Genomic DNA, 26,148 nt, shown 5'->3' with positions numbered 1-26,148 from the left:
GTCGAGTGTGGGACCGGACGGGGTAAAAGGAGTTCGTCCGCGGAAGTTCAGTCGGCGAGTTCCTCGCCGGCTTCGACCGCGCGGCGATAGAGGCTCGCACTCATCCGGAATCCCTCGCCGGTTAGCGCGTCGAGTTCGTCGACGTACGCCTCGAACGAGAGCCGTTCGCGGTCGAGTGCTTCGAGCAGGACGTAGATGGTCCCGCCGACCGCGACCCCGAGCGACTCCGCCGTCGTCCGCGCGGCGTGGTCGTCGGTGAGACAGCGCGCGTCTTCGGCTTCGGCGAGTGCGATTGCCGTACATTCGCCGCGTTCGAGCCCGGACGACCGCTGAATCTCGTCGGCCCTGTCCTCGATTTCGTCGGGGAGTTCGTGAACGTCGAGGAATCGGTCGGCGGCCGTTTCCACCTGCAGTGCGTCGGCGTACTGCTCCTCGCGGCCTCGGGTGACGACCTCCTCGTAGACCGCGTCGGGTACGAACGCGCTGTCGAACAACGCCTCCAGATACGAGAGGCCATCGAGTTTGGCGAGGTAGATGAGGACCGTCGAGTCGGTGACGACGACCTCACTCATCGTCGCGCACTGCCGCGATATCGGCTTCGAGGTCGCTCTCGTCGTAGTTCGTCTCGACGCCGCGCTCGTCCAGCACGTCGAGGAACCGCCAGACGGAAACGTCCGCGAGTTCCGCTGCGCGACCGAGCGAGACTGTCCCTTCCCGGTAGCGCCTGACCGCCGTCTCGATCTGCCAGTCGCCGACGCCGCGTTCGAGCAGTCTGTTGATGGTCGTCGAACGGTCGGTCTGCTCCTCGTCTTTGATTCGTTCTATCTTCTCGTAGAGGTCCTCGGAGACGCGAGCGGTGACGTGCTTCTGGCTCATGCGTACACATTTGGGGCTATCGTGTATCAACGTTTGGCTCGGTGCCCTCGAAGTTACTAACTCTGCCGGGTAGGTGATTTGACTGTCTAATATACTTCTCTACCGTCTCTCCGTTAACAACCTATACATATTATATATCACAAGGGCGTACATATAGTAGGTTGTGAGGAATGCTGGGCCAAGGGAGGGGATATAATACAGGACATATAAATATGGCTCGGAGACGCTCTGCACGATTCCGGAAAAATTAAAATTAATAAATAAGATTATAATATTTGCCACGTATAGAGATAGCATGGTGGCGAGTATGTATCTATTTATAAGATATTTTGACAATATTCTATAAACTCGCTCCTTTCCCATAGCTGCATTATCACTATTCGACTCATACGGTCTTTCTGAATATAATTTCTACTATTAATATAGTATTAAATATTTATTTATTGGATTTGTATTTCTAGTGGTTTAGGGAAGTGTGGTCGGCTCATCGTACTGGAACGAACACACCAACTTCGTCACCCCTTGCCAACCCCTCTCCCACGAACGATACGGTTTTTTGCCGGGAGCGGGATGTGACACGTAGGAATGCTCGACCGGAACTACGTACGCGAGAACCCCGACGAGGTCCGCGCGGCGCTCGACGACAAGGGCGTCGAGGGCGTGGACTTCGACCGAATCCTCGAACTCGACGCCGAGTGGCGCGACCTGAAGGCGCGGGGCGACGAGCTCCGTCACGAGCGCAACGAGGTCAGCGACCGCATCGGCGAGTTGAAGCAGGCCGGCAAGCACGACGAGGCCGACGAGGCCATCGCGACCTCGCAGGAACTCAAGGCCGAACTCGAAGAGGTCGAGGACCGCGCCGACGAGTTGAAAGCCGACCTCGACGAGGCGATGCTCGAACTCCCGAACGTGCCCCACGAGTCGGTGCCCGTCGGCGACGACGAGGCCGACAACGTCGAGCGGTATCGTGAGGGCTTCGACGACCTCCGGGACCTCCCGGACGACGTGACCCCGCACTACGAACTCGGCGAGGACCTCGACATCCTGGACTTCGAGCGGGGCGCGAAGGTCAGCGGCGGCGGGTTCCAGTTCGTGAAAGGCGACGGCGCGCGCCTCGAACACGCGCTCGTGCAGTTCATGCTCGACGTCCACCGCGAGCAGGGGTACGTCGACGTCCTCCCGCCGATTCCGGTCAACAGCGCCTCGATGCGCGGCACGGGCCAACTGCCGAAGTTCGCCGACGACGCCTACCGCGTGAGCGCCCGGCAGGACGACGAGTACGACGATGACGACCTCTGGTTGTTGCCGACCGCCGAGGTGCCCGTCACCAACATGTACCGCGACGAGATTCTGCTCGACGAGGACCTGCCGGTCAAGCATCAGGCGTTCTCGCCCAACTTCCGGCGCGAGGCGGGCGAACACGGCACCGAGACGCGGGGCTACGTCCGCGTCCACCAGTTCAACAAGGTCGAACTCGTCAACTTCGTCCGCCCCGAGGAGAGTGACGACCGGCTCGAAGGCCTGCTGAGCGAGGCCGAGGAGGTCCTCCAGCGCCTCGACCTCCCGTACCGCGTGCTCACGATGTGTACCGGCGACATGGGGTTCCAGCAGGCCAAGAAGTACGACGTCGAGGTGTGGGCTCCCGGCGACGACATGGACGACGGCCCCGAGGAGGGCGGCCGGTGGCTCGAAGTGTCGTCGGTCTCGAACTTCGAGGACTTCCAGGCCCGGCGCGCCGGACTCAGATATCGGCCCGAGCGCCACGAGTCGGCCGAGTACCTCCACACGCTCAACGGGTCGGGCGTCGCGCTGCCTCGGGTGATGGTCGCCATCCTCGAATACTACCAGAACGACGACGGCACCGTCACGGTACCCGAACCCCTCCGGCCGTACATGGGCGGCCAGGCGGTCATCGAGGGCCACGAGAAGGTCGGCGAGAGCGCGGTCGGCGCGGGCGAGGCGGAGTAGTTCGGTCGCCCGAGACGCTCCGTCACCCCGTCACTGCAACCACGTCGCCACCGCACTCGGGACACGCCTCGCGGTCGGTGAACAGCCGCTCGCCGCAGTCCCGACACTCGTAGTCGGCTTCCTCCGAGGCGGCCGACTGCGAGGCCTGCTTGAACTCCTCGACCTTCTTCCCGAGGTCCCTGAAGAGGCTCATGGGTTCCTAGAGCGAGGGCCGACGGCGTGTTAAAACTTCGCAGTGCCGGCGGAGTCGCGGTACGGTACCCGGAATCGGCCGACGCGGGCCGCCTTTCGCGATCTCGCTCTGTCAGCGTCACACGCGAGCTGTGCCGTCGTGTCCCACGATTGCACGACCTCGCTCACGCTCCTCCCGCACCACGGCCTCCTGGCTCCGGACGGTGCAGGCCCGAACGCCGCCTTCCGGTCGAGAGCCGACGTCACGTCCGGCTCTGGTACAGGAGGACGACGCTGGCGAACCCGACGAAGAGGTCGGGAAGGAACCCCGAAGACACCGATTTCCGGGCGGGGATGGAACCCGAAGACGACCTGCACGAGGGGGTTGGACGTGAACGCGTACAGCAGCAACGCGAGGCTCAACACGAGCAGGCTGCGCGTGTACTTGTTCGGGAGGTCGCGGTAGAGCCGCACGTAGATGCCCGCGAGCGCGACCAGCAGGAGGCGGTTCAGCGTCGTGAAAAACACTTTCGCCACGACGGGGACGGCTTCGACCCCGAGAACGGTTCCGCGCCGCCGAACGGCTCGCCTCCGGACGACGCTGACAGTAACAGCTCACAGTAGCGGCGACGGCCGGCCGTGCTCGGAGACGGCTGACGGATGGGGAGGTTGCGATTCGTGGCGCGCTGTGCCCGGTTTACCCGGCTCACAGGTCGTCTTCGTCGAGTCGCGCGACGTCACCCTCGACGCCGCGGAACTCGAAGCGCGCGCCGCCAGCGTCGCTTTCGGCGAGTCCGAGATTCCAGCCGTGTGCCGACGCGATATCGTCCACGATGTTCAACCCGAACCCGGTCCCCTCGTCGTGAGTCGTGTATCCGACGTCGAACACCTGTTCGCGCTCCGCTTCGGGAATCCCTGGTCCGTCGTCGGCGACGTAGAACCCCGTGTCGTCGAGGACGCCGACTGTCACCGTCACGTCCGCGCCACCGTGCTGTCTCGCGTTCCGGAAGAGGTTCTCGAAGAGCTGGCGGAGCCGACTCGGGTCACAGGCCACCGTCCCGAGGTCGTCGGGGGTGTGGAGCGTCGCCGACTCCGCGCCTGCGACCTCCCAGGCGTCGGCGACGACGGCGGCGAGGTCTACGGTCTCGAACTCGTCGACGGCCTCGCCCTGGCGCGCGAGCGTCAACAGGTCCTCGATGAGGGAGTCCATCCGGTCGAGCGCGTCGCGCACGCGCTCGAAGTCGGCCTCGTCGCCGCTCTCCTGGGCGATGTCGAGGAAGCCATCTGCGACGTTCAGCGGGTTGCGGAGGTCGTGAGAGACGACCGTAGCGAATTCCGCCAGTCGTTCGTTCTGTCGCGCGAGTTCGCGCTCGCGGGTCGCCAGGAGGTCGACCATCTCGATCGACGCGATGGCGTGGCCGAGCGACTCGCCGACCTCGGAGAGGACCTCCGTCTCGCGTTCGTCGAACACGTTCTGGCGGTCCGCGTAGATGCTGAGGAAGCCGTAGACGGTATCAGCGTGGACGATGGGAACGACGGCGAGCGACTCGAAACCGTGTCGCTCGAGGAGCTCCCACCACGGCTCCATCGACGGGTCGGCGTAAACGTCCGGAACCGTCTGGACCTCCCCCGTCCGAATCGCTCGCCCGCCAGCGCCGTCGCCGGTTTCGCTCTCGTCAACCGTGACAACGATAGACTCGACGTAGTCGTCAGGAAGGCCTGCCCACGCCGCCGGTTGGACGACGTCGTCCGCCTCGTGGTAGCGTCCGACCCAGACGCCCTCGTACGGGTCGGACTCCGCAAGACGGTCGCAGACTACCTGCTCGAGCGTCTCCCGGTCGTCCAGCTCGACCATCTCCTGTGTCGCGATGCGCAGCGTCTCGTTGATACGGCTCAACTGCGCGATCGACCGCTGCTGGGCGAGCCGTCGGACGTCGTAGACGCCGACGAAGAACCCGGTAAGCACGCCGAAGGGAATCACGTCGAAGAGCGGCGCGAACACGCCGGGCACTGCGACGCCGAAGAGAGAGACCGTCGTCGGCAACGTGGAGGCGCGCGCGAGGACGCCCGCAAAAATCCACGCGTCGAACGCTGCAATAGCAACGCCGCCGCCCATCGTCCACGCGAGTACGCGACCGACGAACTCGGGCGGTACGAGGCGTTCGTCGGCGACAGCGACGCCGACCGTGACCACGAGGAGCGAAGCGGCGAGCGGGGCGGCGCTGATCGCGGTGCGGGCCGGCGTCTGTTGCAAGCCGAACACGTCGTTGAGGTGGACGGCGACGAATAGAGCCCCAATTGCGGCGATGAACGCACCGACGACGCGGGACGAGAGCCTGAGCATTGTCGGACCGTAAGAGGGGAACCGGCGTATCATATCTGTTACGGACGCTTCGAACGCTCGGTCCGAGAACGCGACGGGAGGTCGAGTCGGACGGTCCCGCGTTCGCACGACTGCACCGGCGACGCTCCCGCCGGACCACGGGGTGGGGTCCGCTCGACGTCTCACCGGGTGTAGGTTCGAATCCGCTCGATTCGGCCGTCTTCGACCTCGAACGCGTCGACGAACTCGAACATGAGGTCGCCGTCGGCGTCGAACAGCCGGCCGCGGGCGGCGTAGCTCCCCTCGCCGTTCCGGTAGGTCGCCCCGACCTCGTGGGCAGTTCCGGTCTGGGGTCGACCGCCGCGCATGAACTCCACCAGCGTCTCGCGGCCCTCGATGGTCCGGTCGGGGCGCTCGTGGACGACGCCGGGCGCGAGCAGGTCGGCGAACCCCTCGTAGTCGCCGGCGTCGATGGCGTCGTAGTAGGCCCGAACCGCGTCCTCGGACGAGTCGGTCATGGCCGGACAGAGACACGGCGACCCCTCAAAGCCTGCGGTGGCGTCGGGGGCCTGCCGAGGGACCGTCGCGTTTATCGGGGTCGCCCGAATTGAGGCGAGTATGGACGCCGTCCACGCCAACTACCCGTTTCTCGACGCCTCGCGCGAGGCGGTCCGGGAGGCGGACCTGGGCCTGGCCGAGCTCGTCACGGCCGGCGGCTCCGGCGACGCCCGCCATCCGGCGGTCGAGCGCGGCGTCCAGCGGGTCGAGCGCGCGCTCCTCGACGGGAGCGTCGACCTGCCCGAGGGCCAGCGTCACCCCGGCGTGCAGGCCGAACTCCTCTCGTACCCGGTCGCGCGGGTGCTGGTCTCGCTGCTCGACGCGCCCGGCGCGATAGACAAGTACGCGACCGCCGAGGCCCGGACGGCCCACGAGCGATTCGTGGCCGACTTCGAGACGCTCGACGACGACGCCCGCGCCCCCGACGACGGGAAGGTCCCGCTCCGGTACGTCCTCCGCGAGTTCGACCTCGCCGACCGGGTCGACCTCTCGGGTCGGGGCGGGGACGGGCGCGACGACCGGACCGAACGCGACGACGGGGTCGCGATGGCGGTGACGGCGTACCTCCGGCTCGCGTCGGGCTTCGAGGGCGAGCGCTGGCGGCTGGTTACCCGAGCGCTCGCGGACGGCTGGGTGTCGCTCGCCCGCGAGGAGCTCCACGAACTCCTCCGGGAGGCAGTCCGCCAGCGGGTCGCCGACGGGCTGCCGACCCGGGTGCCCGAGCAGATCGCGGCGGGACTGACCGACGAGGTGGCCGAACTCGAGGACGCCTTCTCGGAAATCGACGTGACCCGCGACATCGACGTGCTCGCGCCCGAGCGGTTCCCGCCCTGCGCGTCCGGGCTGGTCGAGCGCGCGCAGAGCGGGGCGGACCTCCCGCCCCACGCCGAGTTCGCGCTGGTGTCGTTCCTCGCGAGCGCCAACGCCGACGACGAGCAACTGGCGGCACTCACCGGCGCGGAGACCGAGGCCGAGTTGCGGGCGCTCCGCTATCGCGCCGAGCGCGTGAGCGACGAGTCGGGAGCCCAGTACGCGCCGCCGTCGTGCGCGACGATGCAGGCGTACGGCGAGTGCCCGGTGGCGGACGAGGACAGCAGTATCGAGGACCCTCGTTGCGAGACGATCTCGCACCCGCTGACCTACTACGAGGACGCGCTGGCCGACGCGGAGTAGAGCGACTTCGCAGTTCGTGCGCCCGCCAGACGGTCTTGTTCGCTCGCCAGACGGTCTTGTGCGTCCGCCTACCGGTTTTGCGTCCGGCGCGCGCGAGTAACGTGCGCGAGGGACGAGCGAACGTAGTGAGCGAGGAGGCTGGGGAGGTGTGAGGGTGCGGCTCTCATAGGTTCCGGCAGAAGCTAGCTTGGTCGACTTCGCGTAATTCCGTAGAAGCTAGCTTGGTCGACTTCGCGTAATTCCGTAGAAGCTAGCTTGGTCGACTTCTCGTAAACGTGGACGCAGGTACGACGCTAGCTTCTGCTGATGCCTCTGAGAAGCCACATGGCACCGCAACCACACGCTACCGCAACCGTACAGCACAGCACCGCAACCACACGCTACCGCAACCGTACAGCACAGCACCGCAACCACACGCTACCGCAATCGCGCCGGGCGAGTGCCCGCCGGCTACGCCGGTCGTTTGTCTCGGGGCTACGCCTCGACGCCCAGCACGCGCTCTGCCGCCGCGCCGACCTCGGGAACCCGCTCTTCGGGCGCGTACACGCCCAGTCGCCACTGGGCGCGCCCCGCCGCGCGCAGCCCCTCGACTACCGGCGATTCGTCGGCCAGCCGTCGGACCTCGCCGTCGACGACCACGCGGGTCGAGGTCTCGGGCATCCCTGGGTCGTCGGGCGCGTCGACCAGCACGGCCTCCGGGGCGACGTCGGCCACGTCCGCGATCTCGCGCTCGAACGCCCGGACCTCCTCGTGGTCGGCGGCCACGACCGCGTCGGGCACCGCCTCGCGCTTGGCCCACATCGCGCGCTTGTAGAGGTCGCGGCGTTCGAGCCGCCGGGCGGCGTCGGCGGTGGCGTCGCAGTCCCGGAGCGCGCCCAGCAGGCGGTCGTCGGTCATCCGGGCGAACGTCTCGGCGTCGAGGCCGGTCGAATCCAGCAGGCGCTCGCCGGCGCGTTCGAGCATCGCGCCCGCGATGCGCGAGACGTGATGGCGATACACCGTGGCGTTCATCAGCGCGCGGGCGACCAGCGTCCCCTCGGCGGTCCGGACGTTTCCTTCCGAGAGCACGAGGTCGCCGTCGCGGAACCGGAGCGCCGCCAGCAGCCGCGAGTAGTCGATGGTGCCGTAGGGAACGCCGGTGTGGTGGGCGTCGCGCACGAGGTAGTCCATCCGGTCGACGTCGAGCTCGCCCGCGACGAGCTGGCCCAGCTTCCCCTCGCCCGACACCAGCGCGGCGACCTCGCCGGGGTCGAGGCCGTGCGACGCGAGCACCGCCGCGAGGCGGTCGTCCGCGGGCCGGTCGTCGGCCCGCTGGTCGCCCGCGAGCAGGTCGCCCACCTCGTCGTGGTGGCGGCCCAGCCGGCGCTGGATGATGCCCTCGGTCTGGTGGCCGTACGGCCCGTGGCCGACGTCGTGGAGCAGGGCGGCCGCCCGGACGGTCTTGGCGCGCTCGCCGTCGACGCCGAGGCTGTCGAGCGCGCGCCGGGCGAGGTGGTAGACGCCGAGGCTGTGCTCGAACCGGGTGTGGTTGGCCGAGGGGTAGACCAGCCGGACCGTGCTGAGCTGCTTGACGTGTCGGAGCCGCTGGAGGGCGGGCGTGTCGAGCAGGTCGGCCGCGAGGTCGCAGACGGGGACGTGGTCGTGAACGCTGTCCTTGATGGCCTTCATGGGTCCCGGGTTGACGGACCGGTGGCAAAAAGCCCCGGATACGGGCGGCCCCCGCGACCGGTCACTCCGGGTCGACCACCCAGGTCGTAATCGGTAACGCCACGACGACGAGAAGTAACACGACCAGCGTCGGAACGCGTCCGATTTCGCATACTGTGTGATGGGGCCCCCGACTCAGACAGGACGCCTCGGGGAAGACGAGTGCCGGGACGACGAGGAGGACGCCGACCGCGACGGAAAGGACCAACACCGCCGTTTTGAGGTCGTGCCCGCCCACGAATCGTGACGGTACTTTCCGAACCGGACGCAAAAATCCAGCGGAAGACGAGTTCGACGCCGTCTCTGCGGGTCGAACGAAACGATTGAAGCGCCGGCCGCCCGAACACGCGTGCATGCCCTACGCGGACGCCGACGGCGTCGCGATTCACTACGAGGTCGACGGGGACGGCGCGACCGGGGAGACGGTCGTCCTGCTCGCCGACGCGGGGTACGGCGCGTGGCAGTGGAGCTGGCAGTACCCCGCGCTGGCCGGCCCCTTCGAGGTGGTGATTCCCGACCTGCGGGGTGCGGGCGATTCGGACGCCCCCGACCGGACCGGCGCGTACGGCGTCGCCGCGATGGCCGACGACCTCGACGCGGTGCTGGCCGACTGCGGGACGCGGACGGCCCACCTCGTCGGCGCGGGACTGGGCGGGATGGTCGCACTCCAGTACGCCCGCGAGTACTCGCGGGCCGACTCGCTCGCACTCCTCGGCACCTCGGCCGGCGGTCCGCGGGCCGCCCCGATTCGCCCGGAACTGCGAGAGCGACTGGCTCCGGACCCGGGCGACCCCGACGCCGTCCGGCGGTCGCTCGACCCGGTCGCGGGCGAGGAACTGCTGGCGAGCGACGACCTCGTCGAGCGAATCGTGACGTGGCGGCGCGCCGAGGACGCCGACCGCGAGGCGGCGCGGGCCCGCCTCGACGCGATGGCCGACTTCGACGCCAGCGACTGGCTCTACGAGGTCACGCAACCCGCGCTCGTCCTCCACGGCGCGAGCGACGGGGTGGTCCCGCCCGAGGACGGCCGCCTGCTCGCAGAGGGACTGCCCAAGGGCGAGTTCCGCGAGTTCCCCGGCGAACGCCTCTTCTTCGTGGAACGGTCGAAGGCGGTCAACGACGCGCTGGTCGGATTTCTGGAGGCACAGCGGGCGGACTGAGTGGAGCGCGACGATGGTCCACTCGGCTTCCGACCCCGCGTTCGTCGTCGGTTCGTCGCGGTCCGGTCAGCTACGCAACCCCAACTCCTGTACGGTCGGGACGTGCCAATCGTACGACACCGCGACCAACCGGACCAGGACGGTCGTGCCCGCACACACGGCCGCGGCGACGCCGTCGACGCCCGCGACGCTCGATAGAAGGACGTAGGCGGTCCCGCCCAGCACCGAACAGCTCGCGTAGAAATCCTCGAAGAGGATGAACGGGGACCGATTCAGGAGGACGTCCGCGACCGCACCGCCGCCGACGGCGTTGATGGTCCCGATCGCGACGACGCCGAACGCCGAGACGCCCGCCTCGGTCGCGACGATAGCGCCGGTCGTCGTGAAGGCGGCCAGCCCGATAGCGTCCGAGACGAGCGTAATCGGGTGGGTGTCCGGCGTCGACAGGACCACGTTGAGCCCCATCGCCAACCCGACGCCGAGGAGCCCCAACCAGATTTCTATCGGGGTCTGAAGCGCCAGCGGCACTCGCGTCACGAGGAGGTCCCGGGTCGCCCCGCCGGCGAACGCCATCATCAGCCCGACGATAGCGATTCCGAACAGGTCGAACTCCTCGCGAATCGCCTTCGACGCGCCCACGAGCGCGAACGCGACCAAGCCGACCGTGTTCATGGCGGCGAACGGGTCCCCGAACAGCGCCGTGAGGACGTCTTGACTCACTGGCCGTGGTTACGTGAGCGGGCGTCTTGAGCGCTCCGTCTCCGGACGTCGTCGCCCTCACGCCCTGCCCCGTCCCGCTCGCACCCAGCGGTTACTGTCGCTTGGCGGGGCGACCGGTCGTCCGCTTTCGAGGCGGCGATAGCAGTCGCTCGCGAGCGTTAGAGAGACGGGGTAGGTCGGCAGCGAAACGCACGTGGAGACCACGCGCGTCGAAAGGTCGCTGTTCGACCGTGCCGCCTACCGTCCCTCTCTCCCGCCGGTACAAAACACCTCCGCTCCGAAGCCGCAACAACGCCTACGGTCGCCCGCGTCGAACCGCTGGGCATGACGCTCTCGCTCTCGCGGCGCGCCGACCTCTGGGGGAATCGGACCGCGCTGGTCGACGCCTCGGCCGACCGCCGGGTGAGCTACGCCGACCTCGACGCCGAGGCCGACGCGATGGTCCGGCGGCTGGCCACACTGGGGGTCGAACCGGGCGACGCGGTCGCAGTCCTCTCGCGCAACCGGGTCGAGACGCTGGCGCTTCTGTTCGCGGTCCGCCGTCTCGGTGGCGCGTTCGCGCCCGTCTCCCACCGGCTCACGCCCGCGACCGTCGCGGGGCCGCTGGCGGCCGTCGACCCCGAACTCGTCGTCCACGAGGCGGCCCAGCGCGACCTCGTCCGGGAGGTGGCCGACGACGTGTCGGTCTCGTTCGAGGAACTCGCCCGCGAGGACGCCACCGAGTACGAGCGCGCCGACCCGGCCCCCGCGGACTCGCTGTTGGCCCTCCACGGGACGGCCGACGCCGACCGGCCTGCGGTTGGCGAGGGCGCGCGGAGCAATCGGCCGGGCGAGTCGCTGGACGAGGACCCCCGGACCGCCTCGCGCGTCGCGGACCTCCCGGCCCGCGCGGTCGAGTGGAACTGCGTCACGGCGGTCGCGGCGTGGGGGCTCGGCCGCGACGACTGCGCGCCCGCGCTCCTGCCGTTCTCGGACGCCGACGGGCTGCTGGGGCTGGCGCTCCCGCTGCTGTACGTCGGCGGGCGGGTCGTCGTCCTGCGGGCGTTCGACCCGGAGTCCACCCTCGCGGCCGTCGCCGAGGAGGACGTGACCGCACTGGTCGCCGGCGCGACCGAGTACCGCGAACTGGTCGAGTCCGACGGGTTCGAGGCGACCGACTTCGGGCGCGTGGCGTGGGCCGCCACTCGGTCGGCGCTCCCGGGAGACGTCCGCGCGGCGCTGGCCCGGGAAGTCCCCGTGTGTCGGACCTACGGCCGCGCCGAGACCGGGCCGAACAACCTCCTCGTCCCGCCGGGCCGAGCCGAGGGGGCCCACGACGTCACCGGCCCGGCTCCCGACCGCGTCGGGCGGCCGTTCCCCGACTGCGAGGTTCGACTGGTCGACCCCGAGAGCGGTGACACCGTCGCGGAGGGCGGGATCGGCGAACTCCAGTTCCGCGGGCCCGTGACCGCACGGGGGTACGTACCAGTCGACGGCGAACTGCAAGCGACCGACGAGTTCCCGGAGTGGGTGTCGACGGGCGACCTCGCATCCCGGGAGGACGGCGACTACTACCTGCTCGGCCACGCGAACGAGACCATCGGGGAAGCGAGCCAGCGCGTCCATCCATGCGAAATCGAGCGCGCGCTGGCGGGCCGCGAGGACGTGAGCGCGGCCGGCGTCGTCCCCGACTCGGCGGGCGTGCTGGCGGCGTTCGTCGGCGAGGCGACCCCGGGCGAACTCCGGTCGGTCGTAGCCGACGCGCTCCCCGAGGACGCGACCGTCCGGCGGGTCGAGCGCGCGGCGTCGCTCCCACGGCGGCCGACCGGCGAACTCGACCGGGCGGCGCTTCGCCGGCAGTTCGAGGGCGAGGAGCGATTCGACGAGGGGTGAGGCGTCGGAGACGGAGTCGTCCCGGATACCGGCAGAACTCCCCACTGCGGAACGCCTTTTGGCCTCGGAGCCTCTTGTTCGGGGCAATGAGTCGATTGCGAATCGCGTTCATCAACGCCGCCCACGAGGGCGACGACACCCGGCGGAACTTCCGGCGGGAGCTCGACGCCGACCTCGCGGAGTTCGACGCGACCGGGGGCGACCTCCCCGCTACCCTCGACTTCGACGGCGTGGTCGTCTCCGGGTCGCGGTCGTCGGTGTACTGGGACGAGGAGTGGATTCAGCCCACGAAGGCGTGGGTTCGCGACGCCGTCGAGGCCGGACTACCGTGTCTGGGCGTCTGCTGGGGCCACCAGCTTCTGGCCGACGTCCTCGGCGGCGAGGTGGCCGACATGGGCGAGTACGAAATCGGCTACCGAGAGGTCGAGCACACCGGCGACGCCCGGCTGTTCGAGGGCGTCGACCGGCGGTTCACCGCCTTCACGACCCACTCGGACGCGGTGGTCGACCTGCCGCCGGGCGCGACCGAGATCGCGACCAACGACTATTCGAACCACGGCTTCCGGAAGGGGAACGTCTTCGGCGTCCAGTTCCACCCCGAGTACGACGCCGAGACCGCCGAGACGGTCACGAGGGGCAAGGACCTCCCCGAGGAGCGGCTCGAGGCCGTCCTCGACGGCATCACCGAGGAGAACTACCGCGCGGCCTGCGAGGCCAAACTCGTCTTCGAGAACTTCTGTGCGTTCGCCCGCGAGGTCCGCGAGTCCGACGCCGACCCCGAGGCGACCCTGGCCTGACCGTCGCTCCCGCCTCGTCCCGCTCCTGTCGCGCGGTTCGACCGAGAGCGTACTTGAGTGGTGTGACCTGTGAGCCAGCAGCCACACCCCCGTCGGAGATGTACCTGAGGGTAATGAAAGACGGGTTAGTCGACGGTCACGGAGACGAGTCCCGGAACGCCCCCGGGCCGCGCGACGCCGCCGCGCCCCCACTGACCCAGGACAACGTCTTCGACGCGCTGTCCTCGAAGCGGAGCCGGTACGTCCTCACGTACCTCCGGGGGGTCGAGTCCCCGGCGGAGATTCCGGCGGTGGTCGAGGCGGTCGCGGAGTGGGAGACCGGCAAGCCCATCGGCCTCGTGTCCGAGGAGCACTGCGACCGCGTGCGGACCTCGCTGCGCCACTCCCAGCTACCGAAGCTGTCGATGATGGGGCTGGTCGAGTACGACGAGACCGCCGGCGTGGTCGAGCGCGGCCCGCACGCCGAGCAGGCCGACGCGTACCTGGACGTCGCCACGGACAGGGACGAGAACGTGGCGCTGTAGCCGCGCGTCGGCACCGCCGGGCCGGCAGAGTTCGGCCCGGACCAGATTAATGAAGTATCTGGTACTCCGAAGTGGTCGCATGGGCGACAGTAGCTCCACCCGCAGACGGTCCGGAACCGCAACCCATCGGGACACCGCGCTGACGCTCCTGGAACTGGACTTCGTCGTCGCGACCGTCCTCGTCGCCGGCGTCGCGTTCGTCGCGACCACTCGGACCTCGACCGAGCTCGACCCGTTCCTGAACGCTGCGAGCGTACTCGGCTCTGCGTCGATAGTCGTCTCGACGGCGCTGGCGCTCCTGCTCGTCGTCGAGACCACGTTCGTCGAGGTGACCGAGGAGACCGGCTGGCTGCACGACCACCTCACGGGTCTGGTCGGCGTCACGGTCGTCGTCACGGGGTGGAGCCTCCCGCTGTTCGCCACCGGCGCTATCGTCGGCCACTACGGCGGGTGGGACCTGCCGTCGGCAGCGTCGTGGTTCGTCGCTCTGCTGGCCCTCCTCTACGCCGTGCCGACGGTGTACCTCTTCCGGCGGAGCTACTTCGCGCGGTTCGGCTACCCCTCGAACTCGCCACAGAGCGAGTAGGAGCGTTTTTCACGCTCCCCGCCGGACCTCCCGGCATGCTCGATTACGTTTCACTGGAGTCGGACCTCGAGGAGGAAGAGCGCCTGATTCGGGACACCGCCCGCGAGTTCGTCGACGAGCAGGTCAAGCCCGACATCGGCGACCACTTCGAGGCGGGCACCTTCCCCACCGACCTCATCCCCGAGATGGGCGAGATGGGCTTTTACGCGCCCAACCTGGAGGGGTACGGCTCGCCCAACGTCAGCGAGACGGCGTACGGACTGCTGATGCAGGAGTTGGAGGCCGGCGACTCGGGCATCCGGTCGATGGCGAGCGTGCAGGGCGCGCTCGTGATGTATCCCATCCACGCCTACGGCTCCGAAGAGCAGAAGGAGCGCTGGCTGCCGGGCCTCGGCGAGGGCGAACTGGTCGGCTGTTTCGGCCTCACGGAACCCGAACACGGCTCGAACCCCGCCGGGATGGAGACGCACGCCCAAAAGGACGCCGGCGAGTACGTCCTCAACGGCTCGAAGACGTGGATAACCAACTCGCCCATCGCCGACGTGGCGGTGGTGTGGGCCCGGGACCGCTCGGCCGACGAGAACCCGGTCCGGGGCTTTCTGGTGGAGACCGACCGCGACGGCGTGACCACGAACAAAATCGACGACAAGCTCTCGATGCGCGCGTCGGTGACCGGCGAAATCGGGCTCGACGACGTGTACGTCCCCGAGGACGCCGTCCTGCCCGGCGTCGAGGGGATGAAGGGGCCGCTGTCGTGTCTCACGCAGGCCCGGTACGGCATCGCGTGGGGCGCGGTCGGCGCGGCCCGCGACAGCTTCGAGACCGCTCGGGAGTACGCCACCGACCGCGACCAGTTCGGCGGTCCCATCGCGCGCTTCCAGATGCAACAGGACAAGCTCGCCGAGATGGCGACCCAGATAACGACGAGCCAACTGCTGGCCCACCGGCTCGCGGACCTGAAGGAGCGGGGCGACCTGCGGCCCCAGCACGTCTCGATGGCGAAGCGAAACAACGTCCGGATGGCCCGCGACCAGTCCAGAGTCGCCCGCGAGATGCTGGGCGGCAACGGCATCACCACCGACTACTCGCCGATGCGCCACATGGCGAACATGGAGACGGTGTACACCTACGAGGGCACCCACGACATCCACACGCTGATTCTCGGGGAGGACCTGACAGGGATTCCGGCGTACGAGTGAGCCGATAGGCTCCGAGTAAAACCGGAATGCCTGTCAGCGCCGGGCGTTTCCGGCTGACGAGTGACGCGGTAGAATCCGCGCGAAGCGAGGATTACGCGGCTCCGACGGCCTCGAGTAGTTCGTCGTAGTCGGGCTCGTTCGTGGGGTCGTCGGCGACCCAGCGGTACGCGACCGTCCCGTCCGCGTCGAGGACGAACACCGCGCGATTCGCGACGCCGTGGAGGCCGAGGTCCGCGATGTCGATTTCGAGGTCGTACGCCCGGATGGCGTCGCCCGCCGTGTCGCTGACGAGGTCGAAGTCGAGGCCGTGTTCCGCGCGGAACGCGCCCTGCGCGAACGGCGAGTCCGCGCTCACGCCGAAGACGGTCGCGCCGGCGTCGCGGAGTTCGTCGAGGCGGTCCTGAAGCGCGACCATCTCGTTCGTGCACGGCGGCGTGAACGCGCCGGGGAAGAACGCGAGGACGACGGGGCCCTCGCCGAGATGGTCGTCGAGTTCGAACGTCTCGTGGTCGCTGCCGCGATACGTCGCCGAGAACGTGGGTGCGGTATCGCCGGTCGATGGCATACGTGACGTCGCTTCCGACCCGACCTAATCCCTGGGCCGAACGTGTTGGGCCGTCGAACGCCCGGGCCGGAACGCTGACCCCGCCGTCGCGGACCTCTGGGCCCTTCCTCACCGCTACACTGTAGTTTCGTCGGCGTCACGACCTCGTATGGTACGCCGCGAGACCAAGCTCGTCGGCACGTTCGCCCCGCTCGCGTTCGGTCTCTTTCTCGTCGTCAGCGACTACACGGACCTCGGGGCGGAAGCCGCCATGTTCGTCCTGTTAGTGGTCGGCGTCGTCGTGCCACAGGTGCTGTTGCGGTACACGGAGGTCGGCGGCGGGCGGTAGGTACCCGACCACCGGCTCCGCCGCGCTACCGCACTCGCGCCAGCGCCACGGCCGCGACGACGGCGGCGAGCAGTCCGGCGACGGCGATAGCGGGCGTGAATCCGGGGACGGGGCCGCCGTTCTCGCTGTCGGTGTCGCTCCCGCGAGCGGTCGCTCCGTCGTCGCTCGCGGGGCCGCCAGTCGTCGCGCCGTCGCTCGGCGTCTCTCCACCCGTCGTTTCGGCGCTGGTGGGTTCCGGGTCGGCCGCCTCCGGCGAGGTCACCGCCACGATGCGCTCCGAGAAGTGACTCACGCCGACGCCGACCTCGGCGCTGGCGTTCGCGCCCTCGGCGACCACGTATCGGGACTGCTGGCTGCCGACCGCGCCCGCCAGTTGGCTGTAGGTCGCGGCTTCGGCGGCGGCCTCGCCGTCGACCGTCACGGTCGCCTGGTCGGCGTCCAGCAGGGCCGGCGAGACGCTGGCCAGCAGAATCGTCCCCTCGCGGGTCGTTCGGTTCACCGCGAGCGAGACGTCGCCCTCCCGCACTCGGTCGGCCGTGACGGTGGTGTTGTCGTCGTACGTCACGGCGTCGACGACCGCCCGCGGAGCGTCGCTTGCGCTCTCACCATCGCTCGCGTTTCGGGGGTCGGTCACGCTTCCGGGGTCGTCCGCGTTTCCGGCGTTGCTCGCGTTCCCGGTTCCGTTTGCAGTCCCGCGCTCGGTCGTCACGTACACCTCGGCGCTGGCCGCGCCGTCCGCGAGGAGTCGCTCGCGCTCGTCGTCGGCGGCGTCCTTCCCGGCGGGGTACGACCGGACGGCGAGCCGGGCGTCCTCGCCGAGTCTGGCGGTCACGTCGCCCGCGTCGGTGACGCCGACCGCGCCCTCGCCCACGACGAAGACGGTCGCCTCGGTGCCGTTCTCGGTCGTCACCGCCACCGCCGCGTCGCCGTCGGCCGCCGCGCTCGCGCCCGGCGGGAGGTCCGCGACCGCGTAGTCGGTCCCCTCGCCCGACGCCACCACGAGGACGCCGTGCCGGTTGTCGTGGGCCGCGAGCGTCGCGCCGGTCTCGGCCGCGATGCGGGCCTCGGTCCCGGTGGTCGCGGTCAGGTTCAGTCCGGCACCGTCGACGTGAGTCGCGGCCGACAGCGACGCGTTCGCGTCGACCGGGTCGGACTCCTCGACGCGCTCGCGGGACGCGACGCGGAGCGAGTCGAGAATCGTCTCGCCGTCGACCGCGTAGTCGGTCACGGCCCGGTCGTCCACGTCGAACGAGACGTGCGTGCCCGCGTAGCTGTGGACGCCAGTTCGGTCGGGCGCGCCCGCCGCGCTCGCGGCGGGCGCGACGCTCGCAACGAGGAGGAGTACCAGTAGGTCGGTCGCGAGTCGCTGCATGACGGTCGGGCGTGGACGGCAGTTCAATATAAAATTAGGGTATTCTTTGAATAGTAGGCGTTCGGATAAGCGCGACCGACGGTCGATTGCGCTGGGTGACCCAATCGGCATTCCTGGCGGACTGAAAGGGCGAGGCGCGCTCCGGGAACCCCGACGACGTAAGCACCGCAGGAGCGACGCGACGAGGAGCGCAGCGAGGCGCGGGACCGGAGCGCGCCGAGGGCTTTCGAGGTCACAACCCTACTTTAGCGCGATATCTCCCGGTCGTCCTCGGCCAGCACGCGCTCGACCTCCTCGCGGGTGACCACCGCCACGTCGCCCGGAATCGTGCGCTTGAGCGCGGCCGTGGCCGCGCCGTACGCCAGCGCGGTCGGCACGTCCGCGCCCGCGAGCCGGCGGGCGAGAAACGCCCCGACGAAGGCGTCGCCGGTCCCGATGGGGTCGAGCGTCTCGGTCTCGACGGCGGGTTGCTCGTAGGTCTCGCCGGCGTGGCGGGCGAGCGCGCCGTCCTCGCCGCGAGTCAGTAGCACCGTCTCGAAGTCGAACTCGTCGGCGAGTCCGCCCGCTATCCCGGCGGCGTCGCCATTTCGGGCCAGCACCTCGCGGGCGTCGCGCTCGGCCACGACGAGCCGGTCGACCGCCGGGAACAGGTCGGTCAGCGTCTCGCGGGCTTCCTCGGGACTCCAGAGCTTCGACCGGTAGTTCACGTCGAGCGAGGTGGTCGTCCCGGCCGCGCTGGCCGCTTCGAGCAGGTCGGCGGTCGTCGCTTCGAGCGTCGCCGAGAGCGCGGGCGTGATGCCGGAGGTGTGGAACGCCTCGGCCTCGCGGACGCGCCCGACCGCCAGTTCCTCCGGCTCGGCGGTGGTGACCGCCGCGTCGCGCCGGTCGTAGACGACGTTGGTGCCGCGCGGCTCGCCGCCGTCCTCCAGATAGTAGGTGCCCTGTCGCCCCTCGTCGCTCCACGCCACGTCGGTCTCGACGCCGTGGCGCGCGAGCCCCGAGACCACGCGCCGGCCGAGCGGCGACTCGGGGAGCTTGGAGGTCCACGCGGCGTCCGCGCCGAGGCGGGCCGCCGCGACCGCGACGTTGCTCTCCGCGCCGGCCGCGCGGAGTTCGAGCCGGTCGGCCGCCTCCAGTCGCTCGCTGTCGGGCGGCGAGAGCCGGAGCATCGTCTCGCCGAAGGTCACGAGGTCGGTCATACCTCGTGGGTCGGGGGCGCGCGGCATAATGTACTCGGTCGCGAGTGTCCCGACGTCGCCGGAAGCGTCGCGTCGACCGTCCGGCTTCGAATCGTTTAACCGCCGGAGCGGATACGCGTCGGTCGGGAAACGATGGGTCGCGAGGACGACGAGACGACGTTCGAGGACGACGCGTTGGACGACGAGGACGTCGCCGACGACGAGCGCGAGGCACTGTTGACGATAGCCCACGGTGCGGTCGTGACTTCGGGCGGCGTGTCGGCCCAGCGCGCGCTCGTCTCCGCCACGGAGTTCGTCGTCGCGCGCGGGCTCGGTCCCGTCGCGTACGGCGTGTACGCGCTGGCGTGGCGCATCGCGCAGTTGCTCGTCCGACTGGTCACCTTCGGCAGCGTGCCGACCCTCCAGCGATATCTGCCGGCCTACGACGGGGACCCGGCGCGGCGCTCGCGCGTCGCGGGGCTGGCGTTCGCCACCACGCTCGGGGTCGGCCTGCTCGTCGTGGCGGGCGCGTGGACGCTCGCCCCGTGGATAGACGCCGCGACCGTCGACGACCCGGCGTTTCCGACCGCGATGGGGCTGTTCGGGACGCTCGTCCCGCTGCTCGGACTCGTGATGGTGTGTGCGGCGGTCTTCCGCGCGGTCGGGTCCGCTCGCGGCGAGGTGCTGTTCAACAAGCTCCTCCGACCGGCGGTGCGGCTGGTCGGCGCGAGCGCGGCGGTGGCGCTGGGCTACTCGGTGGTCGGCGTCGCGGGCGCGATACTCGCCTGTACGGTCGTCCTCGTCGCGGTCGGGGTCCCCGCGACGGTTCGGGCGACGGGCGTTCGGCCGTCGCTGCGCGGCGTCGGGAGCGAGGCCCGCCGGTTCTACGACCACGCGGCACCGGTGGCGATGAGCAGCCTCGGCAAGGTGTTCCAGAACCGGGTCGACGTGTTGCTCGTGGGCGCGCTCCTGACGGCGGTGGCGACGGGCATCTACAACGTGGTCCTCGTGTTGGTGTCGATAGCGTGGATACCGCTGCTGTCGTTCAACCAGTTGCTCCCGCCGGTCGCCTCGGACCTCTACGCCGACGACCGGATGGAGACGCTCGGCGCGGTCTACTCGTCGGTGACGCGGCTCATCGTCACCGCGGTCGTGCCGATTCTGGCGGTCCAGTTCGTCTTCGGCCGGGAACTGCTCGCGCTGTTCGGCCCGACGTACGCGCGGGGGTACGTCCCGCTCGCGGTCTACCTCGGCGGCGTGTTCGTCGGGAGCGCGGTCGGCGCGACCGGCTGGCTGCTCATGATGACCGACCACCAGTACGCCCGGATGGCGCTCGACTGGCTGCTCGCCGCGTCGAACGTCGCGCTGACATACCTGTTCGTGCGCGAACTCGGGCTCGCGGGCGCGGCGCTGGGCACCTCGCTGGCCATCGCGGTCCAGAACTCGATTCAGGTCCTGCTGCTCCGGCGCTTCGAGGGGCTGTGGCCGTTCGACGCCGCCTTCGGCAAGCCGGTCGCGGCCGGGGCAATCGCGGGCGCGGTGATGCTGGGCGTCCGCGCGATGGTCGGCGGCCGCCCCGCAGTCGTCTTGGGCACGATTGTCGGACTGGCCGCCTACGTCCTCAGCCTGCACCTGCTGGGAGTCGACCCGCGCGACCGGCTCGTCGTTCGGGAACTCGCGGGCCGGTACCGCGACGACGTGGCCGAGGCGGTGCCGTTCTGAGCGTCGCGCTACCTCGTCCCGTTCCGAATCGCGTCCCGGATGCGCTCGGCCTCGGCCTCGTCGCTGGCCGAGACGACGAACGTGGGGTCGTCGAGGTACGCGCCGGACTCGACGCTCGACGCGAGCCCACGGCTCAGCCCGGCCCCGTACGCGACCTCGCCGTCGAGGACGGTGAGCAGACACCAGCCGGGGTCGTCGTCGTCGGAGTTCCACCGGCAGTTCGCCACGCCCTCGTCGGTGAACCCGTTGTCGGTCAGCACGTCGACGAATCGCCGCGCGGCCGCCTCGGTAGGTTCGACCCGCACCGAGGGCGGCAGGCTCTCGCCTCCGCCTTCCACGGAGCCGACCTCGGCGAAGTCGTCGGACGTGAACACGGTCTCGCGCCGGTAGTCGGGGTCGCTCTCGGACTCTACGGGGTAGCCGGCGACGACCGCGAACGCCGTCTCGTCTTCCCGAGCGGTCGTTCCGTCTTCGCTCGTCGGATCGGCTCTCGGGCGGGTCGACGGCCGCCGAGCAGCCCGCCGTCCACGCCGACAGCGCCGTGCCACTGCACGCCAGAAGGGCCCGTCGTTTCATATCGTCTAAAAATGATTTTTTGGCTACGTCTTCGTTACGATTCCCGGTGCCGTCACTCCGCCCGCCGCCCTCCGTGACCCGGATAGTCGCGCTCGAACCGCTCGCCGATCTCGTCCTCGCTGAACTCGATGATGACGGGCCGGCCGTGCGGGCAGGCGTAGGGGTTCTCGCAGTCGTCCAGCGCCGACAGGAGGTCCACGACCGACCCCTCCCGGAGCGAGGTGTTGCCCGTAATCGAGGGGTAGCACGCGAGGTCCGCGAGCAGGTCGTCGGCCACGGCCTCCACGGTGTCGGCCCGGTCGTCGGGGTCGGTCGAGACGAACTCCGCCAGCGCGTCCCGGAGGCGTTCGGGGTCGAGCGTCTCGTCGAGGACGGTCGGGGCGGTCCGGACGACGACGGTTCGAGTACCCTCACCTTGCTTTGTGGCCCGAAATCCGAGCCGTTCCAGCGGCTCGCGGTACTCGTCGAACACGGCGGCCTCGCCCGCCGTGAGTTCGAGCGTCACTGGCTCGGCCAACATCTGGGCGGTCGCGTCGTCGGCGAACGCTTCGCGGAGCCGCTCGTAGTTGACCCGCTCGTCGGCGGCGTGCTGGTCGACCAGCACGAGGCCGTCCGGCGTCTCGGCCACGAGGTAGGTGTCGTGGAGCTGACCCAGCACGCGCATCCGGGGCAGGCGCTCGAACGCGGGCGTCTCGGTCGTGCCGCCCGACAGCGACGCCGACTCGGTGGCCGGGTCGAACTTCCGGTCCGTGGGTGTCGTCCGGTCGGCGCGGCCCGTCCGGTCGTCCGCCGGCGAGCCGCCGGCGGGCGCGTCCGCACTTGCGAGTGCGGACGCGCCCGCAGACGAGTTCTCGTCCGCACCCGGGTCCGGTTCCGCGTGCGACCGCTCGCCTGCGTCCGGTCCCGCACCCTCGTCCGCGCTCGCGTCCGCTCTCGCGCTCGCGGCCGGGCCTGCGGACGAGTCCGCAGGCCCGGCCGCATCCGATCCCGATGGCGGGTCCGAATCCCCGCGCGAGTCCGACGGGGCGTCCGCGCTGGCGTCGAGCGTGGCCTGCTCGCGCGACTCCGAGGGGACGAGTCTCGCCTGCTCGTCGCCGGAATCGCGGCCGCCGGCGTCGGCCGTCGGGTCGCGCTCGGGAGCGTCGCCGCGCCCAGCCTCGTCGTCCGGGTCGTCGCGCTCGGGTTCGATTCGCGTCTCGTCGGGGCTACTCCGGCCGCGCGGGGCCGACGACCTGACGAGGCCGTGGTCGAGCAGCGCGTCCTCGACCGCCGACTCGACCGCCGCGCGCACGGCGGCCTCGTCGCCCCACCTGACCTCCATCTTGCGCGGGTGGACGTTGACGTCCACCGCCTCGCCCGGCACGTCGACGAACAGGACCGCGAAGGGGTAGCGGTCGGCCGCGAGTTGCTCCCCGTAGGCCGACAGCACCGCCTCGCGGACGACCGACGACCGCACGTACCGGCCGCCGACGAAGGTCGAGAGGTATTCGCGGCTACTTCGGGTCGTCTCGGGGTCGCTGACGTAGCCCGAGACGGCCACCTCGCCGGCCCCGTCGGCCGCCGCCTCGCCCTCGATCGGTATCATCGAGGTGGCGACCTCGCGGCCGTACACCGACAGTAGCGCCGACTGGCGGTCGCCCCGGCCCGCGGTGGCGAACACCTCCCGGCCGTCGTGGGTCAGCGACACCGCCACGTCGGGGTTGGCGAGCGCGTACCGGGTGACGACCGCGTTGACGTGCGAGAACTCCGTGGTCGTGGTCTTGAGGTACTTCCGGCGCGCGGGGGTGTTGTAGAACAGGTCAGTGACCTCGACGGTGGTCCCCGCCGGGCGGCCCGCGGGACCGACCGACTCGACCTCGCCGCCGGCCATCCGGAGTTCGGTCGCGGCCCCGCCCGACGCGGTCGCGGCCCCGCCGTCTCGCGGCTTGGTGGTGATGGTCGTCCGCGAGACCCCGCCGATGGTGTACAGCGCCTCGCCACGGAAGCCGAGGGTCCCGACGCCGGATTCGAGGTCGTCGATGCCCCCGATTTTGCTGGTGGTGTGTTCGCGCACCGCCGCGCGCACGTCGGCCTCGCTCATCCCGACGCCATCGTCGCTGACCGCGATGCGCTCGGTGCCGCCGTCCGCGACGGTCACGTCGATTCGGTCGGCGTCGGCGTCGAGGCTGTTCTCGACCAGTTCCTTGACCACGGACGCCGGGCGCTCGACCACCTCGCCCGCCGCTATCTGTCGGACCGTGTCGTCGTCGAGCCGCCGGATGTTCGTGTCCCCGGTCATTCGGCAAGTCGTCGCGGGCTACGGACCCGGCCCTGATAAAGACCGCGAGCGAACGCCGGGCGCGACGTCCGAGGTAGTTTCGATAACGAACACTGTGATATTTATCCGTGCGTGAATAATGTCGGCTCATGAACCGATTGACCCGCAGGCGGTTGTGCGCCGCCCTCCCCGCGACCGCCGCGCTGGCAGGCTGTCTCGGCGGCGGCGGTCGGCGACACCTGCTCGCCGCGACGTCGGGGACGATAGACGACCGCTTCCTGGTAGACCCGACCCGGAGCGCGCGCCACGTGGCCCGACACGCCGACGAACTCCTCGACGACCTGTTCGCGGACGGCCGACTCGTCACCCTCGACGCGAGCCTCGACGGCGGACTCCGCCACCCGGAGACGCCCGCAGGGGTCCGGCGACGTCGGCCGACCTACGTCGAGCGCGAGGGCACGTACTACCGGCTCCGAGTGACCGACGCCGAATCGACCGACGTCGAGGCGTGGGTGGTGTGGTTCGAGCCGGTCGAAGACGCCTCGGGCGTCGACCCGGTCGACGCCGACACCTTCAGTTCGGACCGGTACGGCGCGCTCGACGCGAACGTCCTGTCGGCCGCGCGCCGGATGGCGATGAACTCGGTCGCGGCCGACGAGGACCACGCCGAGACGCCGCTCCGGGACCGGGGCGTCGTCTTCTTCGACCCGCTCGACCCGGCGGACAGCGACGTGGTTCCCGACCCGCCGTTCGAGTACGGCCGGGTCACCGACGGCCGACCCGGCCTGCCCGACGAGCAGTTGCTCCGGTTGCACGTCGAGCGGGCGAGGATACCCACGACCCGGTACGTCCACGAAATCGAGCGCGTGACCGACGACCCGGCGGCGTTCCGCGAGCGCGTCGAGACGACCCACCTCGACGCGACGTTCGACCGGGACGAGCTCGACGAGGGCGTCCGGGAGATTCTCGACGGACTCGGCGAGGCTCCCTACGAGGAGGACGGCAACGCCTCGAAGTCGCTGGCGACGCTCCTCGAGCGACTCGACCTCTCGTCGGTCGAAGTCGCCGACGGGGAGACGAGAGCGCGGCGCGAGCGCTACTACGCCTACGACGGCTCGTACTACGACGCGACGTACACCCTCGTCGTGGAGTGAACCGGCGCGCTCGCGAAGCCGGGCGCTCCCGGCCCGGCGGGGCGCGAGAGACGGCCGTCAGTACTCGAAGTCGTAGAACTCGTCGAGCAGTCCCCGGACGTAGCCGCCGGTCGACTGCATGCAGTTGTGGGTCTGCTGGTAGACCGTCTCGTCCCACAGCGAGGGGAAGTCGGTGCCGTGGGCCATGAGTTCCTCGAAGATGGACGTCGAGTACTGGGTCGAGGTGTTCGCGAGGTCCTTACACTCCTCCTCGACGCTGGAGATGTAGTAGGGGTAGCTCGCGTCGTCGAACGACTCCTCGAAGGACTCGTCGAGATACGACGCCTCCTCGCCTTCCGGGAAGTTGTCGTAGATGAACCCTTCGTAGCCGTAGTGCAACTGGAAGCGCGGGTCGAGGTACTGGTCGCACCCGGTCGCGCCACAGCCCTCCGGCGACGGGTTGAGCTGCTCCCAGATAGCTCCGGTGTGGAGCGGGACGCCCATGTCCTGCAGGTAGTGAACCGTGTACCCGATGTACTCCCGGGAGCTGTACGAGTCCTCGGCGTTGTCCATCATGTACTGGCCCTCCTGGGGAGCGCCGCCGAACGCCGACGGGCCGATTTCCCACTCCCAGACGTCGAGCGACGGCGGGTCGGGCCAGTAGAAATGGTAGGGCGGCTGCTTCTTGTCGGGGTCGAGGTCGTCGATGGCGCTCTCCAGCGCGTCCTTGAGGAATCCCGGCACGTAGCCCGCTCCCGGCAGCCAGTCGGCGCTACAGTCCTCGCAGCCGAAGTCGTCGGGCTCCCGGGCGGCCTCGGCGACGTCGTCGACCTTGTAGCTGAACACGTCGAAGTCCTCGGCGGCCGACCGGACCTGTCGCTCGTGGTCGCCGGGATTCCACTGCGGTTCGACGTCGCCCTCGGACTCGGCCGCCAGCCCGTCGAACGCGGAGCCGGCGACCTTGCTGAGCGCGGCGCGCCGCTCCTTGCCGAGCGGGTCGACGCTCCCGTCGACAAGCCGATAGGTCAGCTCGTTGCCGTCGCGCTCCTGTTCGACCGCGTAGGTCGAGCGCACCTCGTCGACCATCTCCGCGCGAAGCCGGGTCTCCTCGCCGTCGACGGGCGACAGTTCGAGCAGTTCCCCGATGCGGTCGCGGTCGATGGTCGCCAGCCAGTACTGTGGCCCCAGCGCCTCCCAGACGTCGTCGCCGACGGTCTTGTAGTCCACGTCGGGGTACGGAAGCTCGTCGTCTTCGGGGTCGATGCGGTGGTCGTCGGCGCTGACGGTCCCGACGCCGCCGACCGCCGAGACGCTCGCGACCGCCGAGCCTGCCGCGATACGCTTCAGTACGGTTCTTCTGGACGTGTTATTTTCAGTCATCGC

Annotated in this window: 26 protein-coding genes; 11 read left to right on the top strand and 15 right to left on the bottom strand. The window is 69.6% G+C overall.

The genetic code is table 11. From position 1 onward, the window contains the following. Window positions 1–47: 47 nt before the first annotated feature. Window positions 48–572 carry a PIN domain-containing protein gene (locus tag EPL03_RS12915; protein ID WP_135829752.1) on the bottom strand — a complete coding sequence of 175 codons (525 nt, stop codon included), beginning with the start codon at window positions 570–572 and terminating at the stop codon, window positions 48–50. Further along, window positions 565–876: a UPF0175 family protein gene (locus tag EPL03_RS12910; RefSeq protein WP_135829751.1), complete on the bottom strand. Its 312-nt coding sequence runs from the start codon at window positions 874–876 to the stop codon at window positions 565–567. Before EPL03_RS12910 ends, EPL03_RS12915 begins: the two co-directional genes overlap by 8 nt. Before the next feature lie 585 nt (window positions 877–1,461). Here EPL03_RS12910 and serS point away from each other — a divergent pair. After that, a complete protein-coding gene (serS, locus tag EPL03_RS12905) occupies window positions 1,462–2,844 on the top strand; it encodes a serine--tRNA ligase (RefSeq protein WP_135829750.1) in 1,383 nt (460 codons plus the stop codon). 22 nt (window positions 2,845–2,866) lie between these two features. Here serS and EPL03_RS20050 read toward each other — a convergent pair whose 3' ends face one another. From EPL03_RS20050 to EPL03_RS12890, 4 genes are all read right to left on the bottom strand, one after another. Next, window positions 2,867–3,037 carry a DUF7129 domain-containing putative zinc-binding protein gene (locus tag EPL03_RS20050; protein ID WP_168216256.1) on the bottom strand — a complete coding sequence of 57 codons (171 nt, stop codon included), beginning with the start codon at window positions 3,035–3,037 and terminating at the stop codon, window positions 2,867–2,869. 29 nt (window positions 3,038–3,066) lie between these two features. Next, the gene (locus EPL03_RS20495; RefSeq protein ID WP_244605271.1) at window positions 3,067–3,552 is read right to left on the bottom strand and encodes a hypothetical protein; all 486 of its coding nucleotides are present in this window, start codon (window positions 3,550–3,552) and stop codon (window positions 3,067–3,069) included. 169 nt (window positions 3,553–3,721) lie between these two features. Then, window positions 3,722–5,359 (bottom strand): receiver/sensor box histidine kinase, encoded by a 1,638-nt coding sequence (locus EPL03_RS12895; protein ID WP_135829749.1) that lies wholly within the window; start codon window positions 5,357–5,359, stop codon window positions 3,722–3,724. 161 nt (window positions 5,360–5,520) lie between these two features. Beyond that, window positions 5,521–5,856, bottom strand: a complete 336-nt coding sequence (locus EPL03_RS12890; protein ID WP_135829748.1) for a nuclear transport factor 2 family protein — start codon at window positions 5,854–5,856, stop codon at window positions 5,521–5,523. Window positions 5,857–5,956: 100 nt separating this feature from the next. On the opposite strand from EPL03_RS12890, the gene EPL03_RS12885 reads away from it, so the two are divergent. Continuing rightward, a complete protein-coding gene (locus tag EPL03_RS12885) occupies window positions 5,957–7,069 on the top strand; it encodes a DNA primase large subunit PriL (RefSeq protein ID WP_135829747.1) in 1,113 nt (370 codons plus the stop codon). 474 nt (window positions 7,070–7,543) lie between these two features. Here EPL03_RS12885 and EPL03_RS12880 read toward each other — a convergent pair whose 3' ends face one another. Continuing rightward, a complete protein-coding gene (locus EPL03_RS12880; protein ID WP_135829746.1) occupies window positions 7,544–8,737 on the bottom strand; it encodes an HD domain-containing protein in 1,194 nt (397 codons plus the stop codon). 61 nt (window positions 8,738–8,798) lie between these two features. Further along, the gene (locus EPL03_RS12875; protein WP_135829745.1) at window positions 8,799–9,014 is read right to left on the bottom strand and encodes a hypothetical protein; all 216 of its coding nucleotides are present in this window, start codon (window positions 9,012–9,014) and stop codon (window positions 8,799–8,801) included. 115 nt (window positions 9,015–9,129) lie between these two features. On the opposite strand from EPL03_RS12875, the gene EPL03_RS12870 reads away from it, so the two are divergent. Continuing rightward, window positions 9,130–9,936 (top strand): alpha/beta fold hydrolase, encoded by an 807-nt coding sequence (locus EPL03_RS12870; protein ID WP_135829744.1) that lies wholly within the window; start codon window positions 9,130–9,132, stop codon window positions 9,934–9,936. A gap of 66 nt (window positions 9,937–10,002) precedes the next feature. On the opposite strand, the gene EPL03_RS12865 is transcribed toward EPL03_RS12870, so the two are convergent. Next, window positions 10,003–10,656 (bottom strand): trimeric intracellular cation channel family protein, encoded by a 654-nt coding sequence (locus tag EPL03_RS12865; protein ID WP_135829743.1) that lies wholly within the window; start codon window positions 10,654–10,656, stop codon window positions 10,003–10,005. A gap of 324 nt (window positions 10,657–10,980) precedes the next feature. Here EPL03_RS12865 and EPL03_RS12860 point away from each other — a divergent pair, with 324 nt between their 5' ends. From EPL03_RS12860 to EPL03_RS12840, 5 genes are all read left to right on the top strand, one after another. Beyond that, window positions 10,981–12,528, top strand: coding sequence for a class I adenylate-forming enzyme family protein (locus EPL03_RS12860; protein WP_135829742.1), 1,548 nt, complete (start codon window positions 10,981–10,983; stop codon window positions 12,526–12,528). 86 nt (window positions 12,529–12,614) lie between these two features. After that, the gene (locus EPL03_RS12855; RefSeq protein ID WP_135829741.1) at window positions 12,615–13,325 is read left to right on the top strand and encodes a type 1 glutamine amidotransferase; all 711 of its coding nucleotides are present in this window, start codon (window positions 12,615–12,617) and stop codon (window positions 13,323–13,325) included. A 113-nt stretch (window positions 13,326–13,438) separates the two neighbouring features. After that, window positions 13,439–13,849 (top strand): DUF7344 domain-containing protein, encoded by a 411-nt coding sequence (locus tag EPL03_RS12850; protein ID WP_135829740.1) that lies wholly within the window; start codon window positions 13,439–13,441, stop codon window positions 13,847–13,849. A 79-nt stretch (window positions 13,850–13,928) separates the two neighbouring features. Further along, a complete protein-coding gene (locus EPL03_RS12845) occupies window positions 13,929–14,435 on the top strand; it encodes a hypothetical protein (protein WP_135829739.1) in 507 nt (168 codons plus the stop codon). Between the two features lie 35 nt (window positions 14,436–14,470). Further along, window positions 14,471–15,634: an acyl-CoA dehydrogenase family protein gene (locus EPL03_RS12840; protein WP_135829738.1), complete on the top strand. Its 1,164-nt coding sequence runs from the start codon at window positions 14,471–14,473 to the stop codon at window positions 15,632–15,634. Window positions 15,635–15,725: 91 nt separating this feature from the next. Here the strand turns inward: EPL03_RS12840 and EPL03_RS12835 are convergent, their stop codons facing one another. Next, on the bottom strand, window positions 15,726–16,199 hold the full coding sequence (locus tag EPL03_RS12835) for a redoxin domain-containing protein (RefSeq protein ID WP_135829737.1): 474 nt from the start codon (window positions 16,197–16,199) through the stop codon (window positions 15,726–15,728). Window positions 16,200–16,347: 148 nt separating this feature from the next. On the opposite strand from EPL03_RS12835, the gene EPL03_RS12830 reads away from it, so the two are divergent. Next, window positions 16,348–16,527, top strand: a complete 180-nt coding sequence (locus EPL03_RS12830; protein ID WP_135829736.1) for a hypothetical protein — start codon at window positions 16,348–16,350, stop codon at window positions 16,525–16,527. 25 nt (window positions 16,528–16,552) lie between these two features. Here EPL03_RS12830 and EPL03_RS12825 read toward each other — a convergent pair whose 3' ends face one another. Further along, window positions 16,553–17,899 carry a hypothetical protein gene (locus EPL03_RS12825; protein WP_135829735.1) on the bottom strand — a complete coding sequence of 449 codons (1,347 nt, stop codon included), beginning with the start codon at window positions 17,897–17,899 and terminating at the stop codon, window positions 16,553–16,555. Between the two features lie 245 nt (window positions 17,900–18,144). Next, entirely contained in the window at window positions 18,145–19,098 is a 954-nt protein-coding gene (kdgK1, locus tag EPL03_RS12820) for a bifunctional 2-dehydro-3-deoxygluconokinase/2-dehydro-3-deoxygalactonokinase (protein WP_135829734.1), read from the bottom strand. A 132-nt stretch (window positions 19,099–19,230) separates the two neighbouring features. Between kdgK1 and EPL03_RS12815 the strand changes: the two genes are divergently transcribed. Further along, window positions 19,231–20,799, top strand: a complete 1,569-nt coding sequence (locus tag EPL03_RS12815; protein WP_135829733.1) for a lipopolysaccharide biosynthesis protein — start codon at window positions 19,231–19,233, stop codon at window positions 20,797–20,799. A gap of 8 nt (window positions 20,800–20,807) precedes the next feature. On the opposite strand, the gene EPL03_RS12810 is transcribed toward EPL03_RS12815, so the two are convergent. Further along, entirely contained in the window at window positions 20,808–21,347 is a 540-nt protein-coding gene (locus tag EPL03_RS12810; protein WP_135829732.1) for a preprotein translocase subunit SecD family protein, read from the bottom strand. An 80-nt stretch (window positions 21,348–21,427) separates the two neighbouring features. Beyond that, window positions 21,428–23,653 carry a DNA mismatch repair endonuclease MutL gene (gene mutL, locus EPL03_RS12805; RefSeq protein ID WP_135829731.1) on the bottom strand — a complete coding sequence of 742 codons (2,226 nt, stop codon included), beginning with the start codon at window positions 23,651–23,653 and terminating at the stop codon, window positions 21,428–21,430. Between the two features lie 128 nt (window positions 23,654–23,781). On the opposite strand from mutL, the gene EPL03_RS12800 reads away from it, so the two are divergent. Further along, window positions 23,782–24,786, top strand: coding sequence for a hypothetical protein (locus EPL03_RS12800; protein WP_135829730.1), 1,005 nt, complete (start codon window positions 23,782–23,784; stop codon window positions 24,784–24,786). Window positions 24,787–24,843: 57 nt separating this feature from the next. Here EPL03_RS12800 and EPL03_RS12795 read toward each other — a convergent pair whose 3' ends face one another. Beyond that, a complete protein-coding gene (locus EPL03_RS12795) occupies window positions 24,844–26,145 on the bottom strand; it encodes a phospholipase C/P1 nuclease family protein (protein ID WP_210424996.1) in 1,302 nt (433 codons plus the stop codon). Window positions 26,146–26,148: the final 3 nt, after the last annotated feature.

Source organism: Halorussus halobius (assembly GCF_004765805.1).
GTDB lineage: Archaea > Halobacteriota > Halobacteria > Halobacteriales > Haladaptataceae > Halorussus > Halorussus halobius.
The sequence above is the reverse complement of the archived record's forward strand: the minus strand, read 5'-3'. Positions and strand labels throughout refer to the sequence as shown.

Coding starts and splice junctions, on each gene's coding strand:
- EPL03_RS12800 (WP_135829730.1), top strand. CDS start 23,782: ATGAACCGATTGACCCGCAGGCGGTTGTGCGCCGCCCTCCCCGCGACC.
- EPL03_RS20050 (WP_168216256.1), bottom strand. CDS start 3,037: ATGAGCCTCTTCAGGGACCTCGGGAAGAAGGTCGAGGAGTTCAAGCAG.
- EPL03_RS12830 (WP_135829736.1), top strand. CDS start 16,348: ATGGTACGCCGCGAGACCAAGCTCGTCGGCACGTTCGCCCCGCTCGCG.
- EPL03_RS12885 (WP_135829747.1), top strand. CDS start 5,957: ATGGACGCCGTCCACGCCAACTACCCGTTTCTCGACGCCTCGCGCGAG.
- EPL03_RS12835 (WP_135829737.1), bottom strand. CDS start 16,199: ATGCCATCGACCGGCGATACCGCACCCACGTTCTCGGCGACGTATCGC.
- kdgK1 (WP_135829734.1), bottom strand. CDS start 19,098: ATGACCGACCTCGTGACCTTCGGCGAGACGATGCTCCGGCTCTCGCCG.
- serS (WP_135829750.1), top strand. CDS start 1,462: ATGCTCGACCGGAACTACGTACGCGAGAACCCCGACGAGGTCCGCGCG.
- EPL03_RS12870 (WP_135829744.1), top strand. CDS start 9,130: ATGCCCTACGCGGACGCCGACGGCGTCGCGATTCACTACGAGGTCGAC.
- EPL03_RS12880 (WP_135829746.1), bottom strand. CDS start 8,737: ATGAAGGCCATCAAGGACAGCGTTCACGACCACGTCCCCGTCTGCGAC.
- EPL03_RS12845 (WP_135829739.1), top strand. CDS start 13,929: ATGGGCGACAGTAGCTCCACCCGCAGACGGTCCGGAACCGCAACCCAT.
- EPL03_RS12915 (WP_135829752.1), bottom strand. CDS start 572: ATGAGTGAGGTCGTCGTCACCGACTCGACGGTCCTCATCTACCTCGCC.
- EPL03_RS12895 (WP_135829749.1), bottom strand. CDS start 5,359: ATGCTCAGGCTCTCGTCCCGCGTCGTCGGTGCGTTCATCGCCGCAATT.
- EPL03_RS12855 (WP_135829741.1), top strand. CDS start 12,615: ATGAGTCGATTGCGAATCGCGTTCATCAACGCCGCCCACGAGGGCGAC.
- EPL03_RS12815 (WP_135829733.1), top strand. CDS start 19,231: ATGGGTCGCGAGGACGACGAGACGACGTTCGAGGACGACGCGTTGGAC.
- EPL03_RS12860 (WP_135829742.1), top strand. CDS start 10,981: ATGACGCTCTCGCTCTCGCGGCGCGCCGACCTCTGGGGGAATCGGACC.
- EPL03_RS12890 (WP_135829748.1), bottom strand. CDS start 5,856: ATGACCGACTCGTCCGAGGACGCGGTTCGGGCCTACTACGACGCCATC.
- EPL03_RS12850 (WP_135829740.1), top strand. CDS start 13,439: ATGAAAGACGGGTTAGTCGACGGTCACGGAGACGAGTCCCGGAACGCC.
- EPL03_RS12825 (WP_135829735.1), bottom strand. CDS start 17,899: ATGCAGCGACTCGCGACCGACCTACTGGTACTCCTCCTCGTTGCGAGC.
- EPL03_RS12795 (WP_210424996.1), bottom strand. CDS start 26,145: ATGACTGAAAATAACACGTCCAGAAGAACCGTACTGAAGCGTATCGCG.
- EPL03_RS12840 (WP_135829738.1), top strand. CDS start 14,471: ATGCTCGATTACGTTTCACTGGAGTCGGACCTCGAGGAGGAAGAGCGC.
- mutL (WP_135829731.1), bottom strand. CDS start 23,653: ATGACCGGGGACACGAACATCCGGCGGCTCGACGACGACACGGTCCGA.
- EPL03_RS12910 (WP_135829751.1), bottom strand. CDS start 876: ATGAGCCAGAAGCACGTCACCGCTCGCGTCTCCGAGGACCTCTACGAG.